Consider the following 13,540-nt stretch of genomic DNA (forward strand, 5'->3'; position numbering starts at 1 on the left):
CCCCCTATGTCAAAGTGGGACGAAACGTAACATAAGGTCGTCGCTGACTTACGTTTCGTCCCGTTTCCACGCCTGGAGCGACGCGAATGAGCCAAAGCTTGGCCGGGGAACGACGCTGGGACGTGCCCCGGCGGTATTCAGCATTCAGTGGGGACAGGCACGGCCTGAGTCCCAGAAGACTTTCGTCTCAGAAGCCTTGGTCGCAGAAGGCTTTCGTCTCAAGAGGCCTTCACCTCAGAAGAGACGGCTCAGAAGAGACGGAGGGAGTCGTCCTCGGTGCCCTTCATATCGTCATAATCAAGGATGAGGCAGGTAAAGCCACGGTCCTTGGCCAGTACCTGGGCCTGCGGGGTGATGGTCTGCGCGGCGAAGATGCCGTGGACCGGGGCCAGCAGCGGATCACGGTTGAGCAGTTCGCAGTATCGGGTCAGCTGCTCGACGCCGTCGATGCCGCCGTGGCGCTTGATCTCCACCGCCACATGTTCCCGTCGGCGTTGATGGCCATGATGTCCACGGGGCCGATGGCGGTGGGGTATTCACGACGGACCAGTTTCGCGCCCTTGCCGATACGCTCGATCTGCTCGGCGAGATACCGCTGCAGGTGGTCTTCCACACCGTCCTTGACGAGCCCGGGATCGAGGCCGAGATCGAAGGTCTGGTCCGAATAGATGTGCTGCAGGGTCACCTCGAGCACATCCGAGCTCTTGTCAGCCGTGACGCGCAATACCTTCTCAGGGGTGGCCGCATCGGTGACAGCATCAGCGGCAGCAATGCCAGAGATATCCTCAATCACGGAGCCGGCGTCCGCAGCGATGCCAGAGATACCTCCAGGCACGGAGCCGGCGTCTGCGGCGATATCGCTAGCTGCATCCTCTGTAGTCGCCGAACCATCCACGTTGGCGACCGCCAGCTCCGGCGTGATCTCACGAATCGTGCAGGGTGCCGTCATCCAGTTGAGCGGCTTGTACGAGCCCAGTTCGGAGAAGATGAGCAGGCTGGAGTCGGCCTTGATGAGCAGCACGCGCTTGGCCAGCGGCAACGAGGCGTTGAGGCGGCCGGAGTATTCGGCCGAGCAGTCGGCAACAATGATTCGCATGGCCACCACTGTAACGGCGGCGTCCAACAACCACGCGGCGATGCGTATCCGATGATGTTCCGGATGCTACGGATTTCAGGACATAGTAACGGTCTATCTCGTAATTGTTTAAGTGGCGTTGGCCCCTCTGACGGGCCGTTGCCGTGAAGCAAAAACAGCAGAGCTGTTTGCAGGCAACGTGCGAGCCGATAAGCGAACCAGCGTGCCGCGCACGCAATGCGTCCTTAATTGCAGGACGGGCTGGCAGCAGAGCTGACTGGAGAGACACAGGGAGTGCAGTGCTCAATGATTAGTGAGACGGACCAGTAGGTAGTGATCTGTGCGGCCCGCGCGGTCGGTCCGTGCAGTCTGTGCAGTCCGCCTGTACGGCCCGTACGGCCATAGAGACAGCAAAAGGCTCCCTCCGGATAATCCGAAGGGAGCCTTGAAGGATTGCCTACAGCACCCGGTTCCGCCGCCCATAACAGACCGAAGCATCCGGCTCCAGCCTGTTATGGGCGGCGGCCCTGACCCGATAAGGACCAATCAGGCCTCAGACTTCAGGCCTCAGGCCGCATCCGGCCCGGAGTATTGCACGTCGTGGCCGCGTTCGACCGCCACGGTGAGCTTGTTCGAGTCGAAGGAGATGAATCCATCGGTCACCTCGAACATATGGCGATCGCCATCGGGCTCGACCACGGTGAGCGTACCCTGCTTGATCACCGTGAGCACCGGCTCATGGCTCGGCAGGATGCCCATGCCGCCTTCGGAGGCGGGAATGGTCACGCTGGTGGCCTCGCCGTGCCATACGGGATGGTCGGCGGCGACGATGTTCACCTTCATCGTGGTCTTTTCCGATTCAGCCATCACTCACCCAGTTCCTTCTGCATGTTGTGCCACTTCTCCTCGAGGTCGTCGATGCCGCCGATGCCGGAGAACGCCTGCTCAGGAACGTCGTCATACACGCCGTCACAGATGCGGGTGAAGGCCTCGATGGTCTCGTCGGCCGGCACGTAGGAGCCCGGACGACCGGTGAACTTCTCGGCCACGTAGAAGTTCTGGCCGAGGAACTGCTCGATGCGACGAGCACGGTTCACGGTGGTCTTGTCCTCTTCGGAGAGCTCGTCGATACCGATCAGGGCGATGATGTCCTGCAGCTCCTTGTTACGCTGCAGAATCGCCTTGACGCGGTTGGCGCACTCGTAGTGGGCCTGGCCCACGTAACGCGGATCGAGGATTCGCGAGGTGGAGCTCAGCGGGTCCACTGCCGGGTAGATACCCTTGGAGGCGATGTCACGCGAAAGCTCGGTGGTGGCGTCGAGGTGGGCGAAGGTCGTGGCCGGGGCCGGGTCGGTGTAATCATCGGCCGGCACGTAGATGGCCTGCAGCGAGGTGATGGAGTGGCCTCGCGTGGAGGTGATGCGCTCCTGCAGAGCACCCATCTCATCGGCCAGGTTCGGCTGGTAACCCACGGCGGAAGGCATACGGCCCAGCAGCGTGGACACCTCGGAACCGGCCTGCGTGAAGCGGAAGATGTTGTCGATGAACAGCAGCACGTCCTGGTTCTGCACGTCACGGAAGTACTCGGCCATGGTCAGTGCGGTCAGCGGCACGCGCAGACGGGTACCCGGCTGCTCATCCATCTGGCCGAAGACCAGGGCGGTCTTCTCAAGCACGCCGGCCTCGTCCATCTCGCCGATCAGATCGTTACCCTCACGGGTACGCTCACCAACGCCGGCGAACACGGACACGCCGCCGTGGTTCTGCGCCACACGCTGAATCATCTCCTGAATCAGCACGGTCTTGCCCACGCCTGCACCACCGAACAGACCGATCTTGCCGCCCTGCACGTACGGGGTCAGCAAATCGATGACCTTGATGCCCGTCTCGAACATCTGGGTCTTGGACTCCAGCTGATCGAAGGCCGGCGGGTTGCGGTGGATGGGCCAGCGCTCGGTGACGGTGATCTTCTCATCCGGCTTCTTGTTGAGGATGTTGCCGGACACGTCGAAGACGTGACCCTTGGTCACATCGCCGACCGGCACGGAGATCGGGGCGCCGGTGTCGTACACGGCGGCGCCGCGCACCAGGCCATCGGTCGGCTTCAACGCCACGCAGCGCACGGTGGAGTCGCCAAGGTGCTGTTCGACCTCGAGGGTGATCTCGGTCGACTTGGCCTCGCCTTCCTCCTTGGCGCCCGTGTTGACGATGGTCACATGAAGGGCGTTGTAGATGTCGGGCATATGGCCGACCGGGAACTCAACGTCGATAACCGAACCCTGGACTCGGGTGACGCGACCGTGAATCGGCTCGCCGTTGGTCTCGGAAGCCACAGTGGTCTGATTCTCAGCCATAGTGCTTTCCTACTCTTCCTTTGTGTTCAGCGCGTCCGCGCTGCCGATGATTTCGGTAAGTTCCTGAGTGATCGATGCCTGACGCGAAGCGTTGAGCTTGCGGGTGAGGTCATCGACCAGATTGCGTGCGTTGTCCGTTGCCGTGTGCATGGCGTTCTGACGGCTTGCGGTCTCGGAGGCCGCAGCGGTCAGCAGGCATTCGTGGATGCGGGACTGGATGTACTTCGGCAGAATGGCATCCAGCACCTCTTCCAAGCTCGGCTCGAAGGCGTACAGCGGGGAGACATCCGCCGCCGGCTCGTTCTCCGGGTCCGGGACCTTGGCCTCGTTCTCGACGATCTCCACGGGCAGCATGCGCAGCACGCGCACCTTCTGGACCACCATGTTGATGAACTCGGTGTAGACGATGTAGAGCTCGGAGACTCCACCCTTCTCCGCCGGCTTCATGTAGGCGTCCATCAGCGTCTTGGAGATGGTCTCAGCGATTTCCACGCCGGGCTGATCGGTGTCGCCCTCCCATGTGGCCGCGACGTCGCGGTTGCGGTACTTGTAGTACGTCGAACCACGACGCCCGTACACGAACAGCTCCGGCTGCTTGCCTTCGGCCTCAAGGCGGGCCAGCAGCGACTCCGTTTCACGGATGATCGAAGAGGTGTACGGGCCGGCCATGCCACGATCCGAGGTGAGGGCGAGAACAGCCACGCGCGGGTTGTTCTCGTCCTTCACCGCGATCGGATGCGTGATATGGGTATGCGCCACCAACGCTTGCACGGCATCGAAAATCGCATCGGTGTACGGCTTCGCGTTCAGGGCCACGTCACGGGCCTTGGCGATGTGCGAAGACGCGATCATCTCCTGGGCGTTGAAGATCTTCTCCAACGACTCGGTGGAGTGGATGCGTGATTTCAATGCGAGTTGCGAGCCCATGGCTTACTTCTCTCCCGCCACGATCTTTTCCTGCTCGACCGGAGCGGCCTTCGAGATGTCAGGCTTCTTCTCGACCAGCGGCTTGCCGGCGGAGGTGACGAAGGTGGCACGGAAGGCGTCCACGGCCTTGGCGAGGGCAGCCTCGGTGTCGGCAGTGAAGTCCTCGGTCTCACGGATGGTCTTGAGGATATCGGTGTTGTGGTCGAGGTAGTCCAGCAGACCCTGCTCGAACGGAAGCACATCTGCCAGCTCGAGGTCATCGAGCTTGCCATGGGTGCCGGTCCAGACGGACACGACTTCCTGCTCCATGGAGTACGGGTGGAACTGCGGCTGCTTCAACAGCTCGGTCAGGTGAGCACCACGGGTCAGCTGGGCCTTGGACGCCGCATCCAGATCGGAGGCGAACATGGCGAAGGATTCCAGCGAGCGGTACTGCGCCAGGGAGATCTTCAGCGTGCCGGAGACCTTCTTGAGCGCCTTGGTCTGTGCGGCGCCACCGACTCGGGAGACGGAGATACCGACGTCCACGGCAGGACGCTGGTTGGCGTTGAACAGATCGGACTGCAGGAAGATCTGACCGTCGGTGATGGAGATCACGTTGGTCGGGATGTAGGCGGACACGTCGTTCGCCTTCGTCTCGACGATCGGCAGACCCGTCATCGAGCCGCCGCCGAGATCATCGGAGACCTTGGCGCAGCGTTCGAGCAGACGGGAGTGCAGGTAGAACACATCACCCGGGTAGGCCTCGCGCCCCGGCGGGCGGCGGAGCAGCAGCGAGATCGAACGGTAGGCTTCGGCCTGCTTCGACAGGTCGTCGAAGACGATGAGCACATGCTTGCCGTTGTACATCCAGTGCTGGCCGATGGCCGAGCCGGTGTACGGGGCGATGTACTTGAAGCCTGCGGAATCGGAAGCCGGGGAGGCCACGATGGTGGTGTACTCCATGGCGCCGGCGTCCTCGAGGCTCTGCTTCACCGAGGCGATGGTGGAGCCCTTCTGGCCCACGGCCACGTAGATGCAGCGCACCTGCTTCTTCGGGTCGCCGGATTCCCAGTTGGCCTTCTGGTTGATGATGGTATCGATCGCGATGGCGGTCTTACCGGTCTGGCGGTCGCCGATGATGAGCTGGCGCTGGCCGCGGCCGATCGGGGTCATCGCGTCGATGGCCTTGAGACCGGTGGACAGCGGTTCGTCGACCGGATGGCGGTGCATCACGTCCGGAGCCTGGGCTTCGAGGATGCGGCGGCCTTCGCTCTTGATCTCGCCGAGGCCGTCGATCGGCTTGCCCAGCGGGTCCACGACGCGGCCGAGGTAGCCATCGCCGACAGGCACGGAGAGCACTTCGCCGGTGCGGCGCACTTCCTGGCCTTCCTCGATTCCAGCGAAATCGCCGAGAATCACCACGCCGATTTCACGGGCGTCAAGGTTGAACGCCAGGCCGAGCGTGCCGTCTTCGAACGTCAGCAGCTCATTGGCCATGCAACCAGGCAACCCCGTCACGTGGGCAATGCCATCACCGGCCGTGGCGACATATCCCACTTCCTGAGTGGGGGTGTCGCTCGGCTGGTAGGACGACACGAAGTCGTCCAAGGCCTTGCGAATCGAGGCGGGATCGATGGTCAGTTCTGCCATGATCACTCCTTCTATTGGTTATTGTTCAGTCAAGTCTTTGCTTGTGTTCCGCTGAGTGGCGTCGCGTCCGCCGTTGTTTGCGACGGGAGCGCGAGGGGTGCCGCCCAGTTAGTTGCTGCCCGCTTTCACGGTGCGGTTGAGGTTCTGCAGCTGCGCGACCACGGTGTTATCCGTGACCTCGTCGCCCACCTGGATGCGCATGCCGCCCAGCACGCTCGGATCCACCACCGAATTGATGTGGACCGGGCGCCCGGCCTTCGCCGAATAGATGTCGGTCAAGCGCTTGACCTGTTCATTCGTCAGCGGGGTGGCGGTGGTCACGGTGACCATCGATTCGCCCATGTGACGGGAGAACTTGTTGATCAGCCACTGGATGGTCTCCAGATAACGGCGGCGGCGCAGATTGCAGGTCGCGTGCTCGGCAAGTCGCATGGTGATCTTGTTCAGGCCCTTGCCGTCGAAGACCTCGCGGAACAGCTTCACGCGGGCCTCGCTGGTGGCCTGATCGTCATACAGCTTGGCGCGCACGACCGGCAGGGTGAGCAGCGCGGAGTGCAGCTGGGAGAGCTCGATGGACACCTGCAGCGTGGCATCGGTGGCGTCGGCGTAGTACATCATGGCGTCCACACCGAAATCCTCCACCGCGTTGGCGATGTCTCGGGCGCGGCTCCAACGACGGGAGACCAAATCGGTCATGATCTCGACGGTCATCGGATGGGCGTTGCCCTGGAACAGTTCGTTGAGGACCGCGACCTTGTCGGCCACGGGCCTGGAGGGATCCGTCAGTGCGCGTTCCAACGAGATGTTGCGATCGAGCACACCGGTGATCTTGAACAGTTCGTTGCCGATTCGCCATGCATCCTCACGGGTGTCACGCAGCTTCGGGGCCAGCGAGTCACGCGACTCGCGGTCTGCAATACGGGATGCCTCTCCTCGCATGGTCACCTCCCTTTCTGGTTACGAATGTTCCTGACGACGTTCACGGTCACTTCTTGGCGTCCAGATCACTGATCATGGCGTCAATCATCGAAGACTGCACGTCGCTGTCCTGCAGCTTGGCTCCCAGGATCTTGCCGGCCAGCGCGGTGGCAAGCGCACCGACCTCGCCCTTGAGCGAGACCATGGCCTGCTGCTGCTGGGATTCCAGCGAACGCTGGGCGTTGGCGGTGATCTGGGCCGCCTCAGCCTCGGCGCGCACGCGGGCGTCGGCGACGATGTGGGAGGCCTCGGCGCGGGCGTCGTCACGAATCTTGGCGGCTTCCACGCGGGCGTTGCTCAGCTGGGCCTCGTACTTGGCCTTGGCCTCGGCCGCGTCCTTCTGGTCCTGCTGTGCCTTGGCGATGCCGCCCTCGATCTTGGCGGTACGCTCATCGAACACGGCCTGGAACTTCGGCATGAAGAACTTGTAGAAGAACACCGCGATGATCGCCAGAATGATCAGCGACCAAACGATGTCGTAGACCTTGGGGATGAACAGGGCGATGCCGCCCTCTTCAGCGAAAGTCATTATCGTTCTCCTTTCTTTGCTTCGCTTCCGTTGATTGCGTTATCCCGGCTGCCGTGCGGTCCGGCGCTTCCGTCCTGAGTCTTAGCGTCCATTGCGGTGTCGCGGGCTGTGGCTTGAATCCACGATTCCGCGCGTCCCGATTGACCTAAGACGCGTCAGCGCGGCCTCAATACGGCGGCACGGGCCTCAATCACTGGAAGATGAAGCCGGCGACCAGACCGAGGAGGGCCAGAATCTCGACGAAGGCCAGACCCAGGAACATCAGGGTCTGCAGACGGCCGCCGAGCTCAGGCTGGCGAGCGGTGCCTTCGATGGTCTTACCGATCAGGATGCCCAGACCAATGCCAGGGCCGATGGCGGCAAGGCCGTAACCGATTGCGTTGAGATTACCAGCGACCTCAGCGAGGGTGATGATATCCATGGGTTGTTCCTTTCTGGTTTTTCTTCGATACGAAGGAAATCTTGGAATGATTGGGAAGGGAAGTCTTGTTGTGTTGCACGGGTACCGCCGCGTCTTCCGGCTACCGGATGGCCGGCGGTACGGGCTTACGGGAGTTCGGGGACCGGCCGGTGCCGATCACTCGGACTCCGGGTAGCTCATGTTGATGTATGCGGTGGTCAGCATGGCGAAGATGAAGGCTTGCAGCGCGGCGACCATGATCTCGAAGAGCGTCATGATCAGGCCGGCGGCCAGCGTGCCAACGCCAAGGATGGACCATAGCTTGTTCGGAATCTCGATGAGGAACCACTGCGTGGCTGCGAGGCAGACGGCCACGGTGATGTGGCCGGCGACCATGTTGGCGAAGAGTCGCAGGGTCAGGGAGACCGGGCGAATCACCAACAGCTCGAGAATCTGAATCGGCGTGAGCAGGATGTAGATCGGGACCGGCACGCCCTTCGGGAAGAGTTCGTCCTTCAGGAAGCCGCCGAGGCCCTTCTCACGGATGCCGGCGATCCAGTACTGGCAGAAGCACCAGCCGGCGAACACCAGCGGCATCGTGATCGTGGCGGTGGCGGCGATATTGAAACCGGGGATGATGCCGCACAGGTTGAACACCAGAATGGTGAAGAACATCGTGGTGATCATCGGCAGATAGCGACGGCCACGTTCACGGCCCATCACCTGATAGACGATCTGATCGCGCACGAACTCGATCACCCATTCGATGGCACCCTGCCAACGGCCGGGAATCAGCTTGGCGCGCGCTGCGGAAATCCCCAGAATGATCAGCATGATAACCGTGGCGATGACGCGCACCATGATGATGCGGTCCATCGCGAAGGGAGTCCCGGGGAAAATGATTTCAGGAAGAAGGAAATCATTGACGGTCGGGAAATCCGGCCCATCAGCGGCCAAGGCCAGCCCGTTCACAAGGGCTTCGTTCATTCTCTCGCCTCCTGCTTCTTCAATGTCAGGTGTCAGTTTAGACCAGCGAAAACGGCGAATGTGACGCAGCGGTTACTTTCGTCTTCCGCTTCGGGGTCTGCTAAGCGGGGACTGAGAGTCGGCGCTGGGCATTCGACTCCGAATGACTGAGAGAGATTATTTGCCTGTGACCGGACAAAGCGGCGGCGGCTTTGGCGTGTCGCCCGGGAGCCCTACTGCCATAAGGGTTTTACGACTTGGCAATTTGCCATTGCACTATTCGACAGTTCCACTTGGTGTGACGTATTTCGCTCATTTCGTTGTCCGAATCGTGGACACCATAGTGTCCGGACAGCGAACGGGGCGACCATCTCGCGGACAGGTGCGGACCTGTTCGCGGACCGGCGTGGACCGGCTTGGACCGTTCGCGGACAGTCAGCTGCCCACCCGCCGGCGCCGGCATCACTCCCCGCGAATCACCCCATAGCCGTCATGCAGGAACGGGCCGAAGCCGTCGTTGCGCGGACTGCCCGGCTCATGACGAATCGAGCGGTCGGTACCGAGCTTCTTCTCGGCGCGCAGCTGCGGCACCTCCGAGAGGTCATAGGGCGTGGTCTGGTAGACCCAGTTGAGCCAGTTGCGCCACAGCAGGTTGCCGTGGGCGCGCCAGCTGAACAGCGGCTCGAGGGTTGGGTCGTCATGCGGGAAGTAGTTCTTCGGGAACGGCACATTGGTCAGCCCCTTGGCCATATCACGCTCGTACTCCTCGGCGAGCGTGTACTTGCCGTATTCCCAATGGCCGAGGGCGAACACCTCGGAGAAGTCGCGGGTCGCAATCAGACCGGGACCGGACTTCGGCCCCCAAGTGAGCACCTGAAGATCATGCTTCAGCGCGACATCAGCCTCATTCACGCCGGCCAGACGCGAGTGCGGCTGAAGGGCGATCTCGTCGAAGCCGTTGGTCAGGAAGCAGTACTCGTCCTGCAGATACTGCGGGAAGACGCCGAAGATCTTCTGCGGATAATCGACCTTGCGCACGCCGTAACGGTAATAGAGCGCGCCCATGGCGCCCCAGCAGAGGTACATGGTGGAGAACACATGGGAGGACGCCCAGTCGAGGATGGTCTTGAACTCGTCCCAGTAATCCACCTCCTCGAAGGCGAGGTGCTCGACCGGCGCGCCGGTGACCACGAAACCGTCGTAGTAGTTGTCCTTGAAGGCGTCGAGCGTCTCGTAGAACTTGACCAGATGGTCGGCGGATACGTGCGTGCTCTCGTGCGTGGAGGTCTTCATGAAGTCGACCTCGACCTGCAGCGGGCTCTTCGAGATGAGACGCAGCAGCTGGGTCTCAGTCTCGATCTTCTTGGGCATCAGATTCAGGATCACCAGCTTGAGCGGGCGGACACGCTGACGCTCCGCCTCGGGCTTCTCGAGGGCAAAGATGCGCTCCGAATCGAGGATGTCTCGGGCCGGCAGGCCGCTGGGGATCTTGATAGGCATGTCTTCATTATGGCCGCCCCGCGGATATGTCGCATGCATAGGGGTTGCGTTCGGCATATATAGGGGGCATAGATTCGCGTTATGGCGCGCTATGGACGCGATGCGGGAGTCATGATGCGCTACGACGTTGCTACGACGTTATGGTGCACGATGCGTTCGGAACCTCCAGGGCCGCGGCATTGCACGAGGAGCCATCGGCTCGATGCATTTGGAGACGCCTTGTGTCGCTCCCTCTCGCGTCTCACTTCACGCCCTCGGACTCGATGCATTCGAAGCCGCGAAGGAACGCCACTCCAACTCCGCGCCGGATAATCAGCAATGCACGACCCGCACGCACAAAAGCTACCGGCCTGACAAAAGGCGACACGCCGTGAATTGACTTTCACAGGTCCCTGAGTAAATTAGATAGAGCTGTCTGAAAGACAAGCCGTCGCGGGGTGGAGCAGCTCGGTAGCTCGCTGGGCTCATAACCCAGAGGTCACAGGTTCAAATCCTGTCCCCGCTACCAATGCAAATGGCTAGGAATCGTAAGGTTCCTAGCCATTTTTCGTTTCACCAGAATTTACCCCACGATTCCCGATAATCCGGGTTGATCCCCATTGACCGGCGTCGGAACTAGGACCGGGCCAAGCACAATCTGCCACCGTACGCCTATGGAGTTTGCAAGATATTCGTCCTGTGCACGCGTGTTGGCGGACAGTTTGAGCCCAATATCGAGACCACGGAAACCTGCTATTTCTCCGAGGGCGACCTACCAAAGCTTGCCGAGGAGAAAAACAACACCGAACAAATTTCCATGTGCTTCGCCGCCCATCGCGACCCCAATTGGGTCACGATTTTCGAATAGACGATTCGATACGAGCCTCGTAGGAAGAACGGTTTTCCCGAACCTATTCGGAAAGCCGTCAGACCATACTTCACCCTCTGGCGCACAGCGGCAACAATGTGGCTGGAATCACCGGGATTCCAGCCACATTACGTATCATTGTCACTCCTGATTGGAAGACGACGAACGACGATGGGCACGACGCAGCCGCTCGGCAATCCATGTATTCACCACGGCGTTTCGGCTAATCGCCAATTCGCTCGCTTCTTCGTCCAACGCACTGACCATCCAGGCCGGCATGGTGAAGGTGACCCGTTTCTCCAGCGGCGGATGGTGCTCGACAACGGCATGTTCCATGTCAAAGTAGTCAAGAACGTCTTCGCCCGCATCGAACATCTCATCGAGCTTCCTGCCAGTGACCTCACGGCCGGGATTACTCGTATTGGTCATAGATCGCCTCCTCGTTCTTACGTGAACGACGCACTGATATAATACGGATCCTTTTGCCACGCCTCGTAGTAATGGCAGTCCAGCGCTTTCCGTCATTCATGCCGAGGACCAAGTACCGAACCGCGTCATTACCCGCATGGGCAGCAACGAGGGCCACCGTTTTGGAGTTATCCCATAACCGCTGCGCCTCATCGAAATCGATGCCGTGCTTGGCAAGGTTGCTCTTGCTTTTCTCTGGATCGTACTCGAATTCCATCAAGTATCCCATCAATAATGTTACATCATATTTTCATCAAAATGATGCCTAAAACACATCAAAACGCAGTCAATGACTGAAGTGAGCTTCTCGGGAGTCACCCAAACAGATAGCACCCCCGAGAAACAGACTCACTTCCGATTGGCGCCTATAGGCTCCGACGCTTGATGACCGCCAGCATTATGGCGCCCACCGAAAGAACCGCCACACCGATACCGGTCACCAGCAACACCCCCGAACCCGTCTTGCCAAGCTGCTTCGGACCAGCCACCGTCTTCTGAACCGTCTCCTCTATCTCCTCATCTTCAGGTTCCTCTTTGTCTGGTTCCTCAGGTTCCTCTATCTCTTCTCGTGGTTCTTCCGGCTCCTCCTCCACTTCCGGCTCAACCACAAAAACTCGTTCTGCGGGATCATCATAACTGCTGGATACTGGCATTGCCCTGTCATCGCCCTTAAACGACCATACGAATACATACCAACCATGCTTCTTGGCAATTACACTAACTGGGGTCTCACTTCCATCTACTCGCCCCTTGTCAAGAGAGTAAGTCCCATTAACGGCACGCACATTCCATTGAGTCACTAATTCATGGTTCTGATCTTCCTCGGGAATTCCAGAACCAGAAGGCTCATACATCGCATCATTCGCCGGATTATCCGGGTCACCTGCCCACCATACGCTTATCTGCGCATACGGCTCATCTGCCCCAAAACCATATTCACCATTCCCTGCAAATGCTCCATGGTCTTCAGGAAAACCAGAAACAGTAATCGTATCATTCAGACTCGCACCAACTTCGACAATATGCTCCGACACTTCAGAAGTTACTTCAATTGGCGCACGAATTGAATTAGTTTCTTCATCATCCATAAAGGAGCTTGTCCAATCCTTTTCTAGATATTCTTGAGCTTTAGCACTTTGCCGACTACGCTCAAACGCCCAGACCCACGTACCAAAATCGCCGTATTTCCGAGCAAAATATGGTTTTGTCCCTCCGAGCTCCGTCATAGCTTGTGCCTCGACAGTTTGACCAGCGCTGGTAAAACAAGCCTCCCCATACGCAGCCGGCACATACCCTTCAATTGCCAAACGAGCAAGGAAATCTGATGTACTCTCTCCAGTTTCAGGGGAAATAATCGTCCCAAGATTATTGCTTTCAATACCCTCGAAGTAATAACCACTTGCTCGTAGTTCCAGACCTACAGGCCAACCGATATCTGAATTTAATAGATCACTAGTCACCTCATCAATAATCGGCGATTCTGAGTCGACAGCTTTGTCCTTCACTCGTGTAGAAACAATTGGGGAAATATAAGGGCCCATGGCAATGGGGGCTGGAACTGCATCTTCACTCTTATCAGACAAATCAGGCTCAACCGTATTGTCAGATTCTATTGATTTAGCACACTCATTTGGAGAAGAAGAATCGGCGTGGGAGGGGGTTGGGGTGATGATGAGTGCGAGTAGCAGGGTCAGGGTGAGGAGTGTGATGAGTGCGGCTATGCTCCGTCGCCGCCATTGGGCTGGCATCCAGTGGGTGAACATCTCGGTGGTCCTTTCTCTTCGATCGCGCCGATTTCTCGATCTCGCCGATCGTGGATCCGCGTGATCCTCGCGATTCGCACGATCCGCGCAATTCGCGCGAT

12 protein-coding genes, 1 tRNA gene and 2 pseudogenes are annotated in these 13,540 nt (G+C 59.6%); 1 reads left to right on the forward strand and 14 read right to left on the reverse strand.

Annotation, left to right across the window (positions count from 1 at the left end):
* Positions 1 to 248: 248 nt before the first annotated feature.
* The 11 genes and pseudogenes from nucS to metA form a co-directional block, all read right to left on the reverse strand.
* Positions 249 to 745, reverse strand: a pseudogene (nucS, locus tag BG22_RS11475) (endonuclease NucS); the annotation flags it as partial.
* 105 nt (positions 746 to 850) lie between these two features.
* A pseudogene (locus BG22_RS11480) lies at positions 851 to 1,096 on the reverse strand (endonuclease); the annotation flags it as partial.
* Between the two features lie 546 nt (positions 1,097 to 1,642).
* Positions 1,643 to 1,942, reverse strand: coding sequence for a F0F1 ATP synthase subunit epsilon (locus BG22_RS06330; protein ID WP_094666662.1), 300 nt, complete (start codon positions 1,940 to 1,942; stop codon positions 1,643 to 1,645).
* Positions 1,942 to 3,429 carry a F0F1 ATP synthase subunit beta gene (gene atpD / locus BG22_RS06335; protein WP_094666661.1) on the reverse strand — a complete coding sequence of 496 codons (1,488 nt, stop codon included), beginning with the start codon at positions 3,427 to 3,429 and terminating at the stop codon, positions 1,942 to 1,944. The genes BG22_RS06330 and atpD overlap by 1 nt, the downstream gene beginning before the upstream one ends.
* Before the next feature lie 9 nt (positions 3,430 to 3,438).
* A complete protein-coding gene (locus BG22_RS06340; protein ID WP_140494202.1) occupies positions 3,439 to 4,356 on the reverse strand; it encodes a F0F1 ATP synthase subunit gamma in 918 nt (305 codons plus the stop codon).
* A 3-nt stretch (positions 4,357 to 4,359) separates the two neighbouring features.
* Complete coding sequence (gene atpA / locus BG22_RS06345) at positions 4,360 to 5,988, reverse strand: F0F1 ATP synthase subunit alpha (RefSeq protein WP_140494204.1); 1,629 nt, start codon at positions 5,986 to 5,988, stop codon at positions 4,360 to 4,362.
* A 108-nt stretch (positions 5,989 to 6,096) separates the two neighbouring features.
* Positions 6,097 to 6,927, reverse strand: a complete 831-nt coding sequence (locus BG22_RS06350) for a F0F1 ATP synthase subunit delta (protein WP_094666658.1) — start codon at positions 6,925 to 6,927, stop codon at positions 6,097 to 6,099.
* A gap of 46 nt (positions 6,928 to 6,973) precedes the next feature.
* Positions 6,974 to 7,495, reverse strand: a complete 522-nt coding sequence (locus BG22_RS06355) for a F0F1 ATP synthase subunit B (protein ID WP_094666657.1) — start codon at positions 7,493 to 7,495, stop codon at positions 6,974 to 6,976.
* Between the two features lie 190 nt (positions 7,496 to 7,685).
* On the reverse strand, positions 7,686 to 7,916 hold the full coding sequence (gene atpE, locus BG22_RS06360) for an ATP synthase F0 subunit C (protein ID WP_033890625.1): 231 nt from the start codon (positions 7,914 to 7,916) through the stop codon (positions 7,686 to 7,688).
* 156 nt (positions 7,917 to 8,072) lie between these two features.
* Positions 8,073 to 8,882 (reverse strand): F0F1 ATP synthase subunit A, encoded by an 810-nt coding sequence (gene atpB / locus BG22_RS06365; RefSeq protein ID WP_140494206.1) that lies wholly within the window; start codon positions 8,880 to 8,882, stop codon positions 8,073 to 8,075.
* 441 nt (positions 8,883 to 9,323) lie between these two features.
* Positions 9,324 to 10,361 (reverse strand): homoserine O-succinyltransferase, encoded by a 1,038-nt coding sequence (metA, locus tag BG22_RS06370; protein WP_094666655.1) that lies wholly within the window; start codon positions 10,359 to 10,361, stop codon positions 9,324 to 9,326.
* 431 nt (positions 10,362 to 10,792) lie between these two features.
* Between metA and BG22_RS06375 the strand changes: the two genes are divergently transcribed.
* Positions 10,793 to 10,869 (forward strand) — tRNA-Met (locus BG22_RS06375).
* 480 nt (positions 10,870 to 11,349) lie between these two features.
* Here the strand turns inward: BG22_RS06375 and brnA are convergent.
* From brnA to BG22_RS06395, 3 genes are all read right to left on the reverse strand, one after another.
* Positions 11,350 to 11,583 carry a type II toxin-antitoxin system BrnA family antitoxin gene (gene brnA / locus BG22_RS06385; RefSeq protein ID WP_140494240.1) on the reverse strand — a complete coding sequence of 78 codons (234 nt, stop codon included), beginning with the start codon at positions 11,581 to 11,583 and terminating at the stop codon, positions 11,350 to 11,352.
* 37 nt (positions 11,584 to 11,620) lie between these two features.
* Complete coding sequence (locus BG22_RS06390; protein WP_140494208.1) at positions 11,621 to 11,893, reverse strand: BrnT family toxin; 273 nt, start codon at positions 11,891 to 11,893, stop codon at positions 11,621 to 11,623.
* Positions 11,894 to 12,041: 148 nt separating this feature from the next.
* The gene (locus BG22_RS06395; RefSeq protein ID WP_140494210.1) at positions 12,042 to 13,439 is read right to left on the reverse strand and encodes a hypothetical protein; all 1,398 of its coding nucleotides are present in this window, start codon (positions 13,437 to 13,439) and stop codon (positions 12,042 to 12,044) included.
* Positions 13,440 to 13,540: the final 101 nt, after the last annotated feature.

Origin of the sequence: Bifidobacterium sp. UTBIF-78 (assembly GCF_006408945.1) — a bacterium.
Classification (GTDB): domain Bacteria; phylum Actinomycetota; class Actinomycetes; order Actinomycetales; family Bifidobacteriaceae; genus Bifidobacterium; species Bifidobacterium myosotis.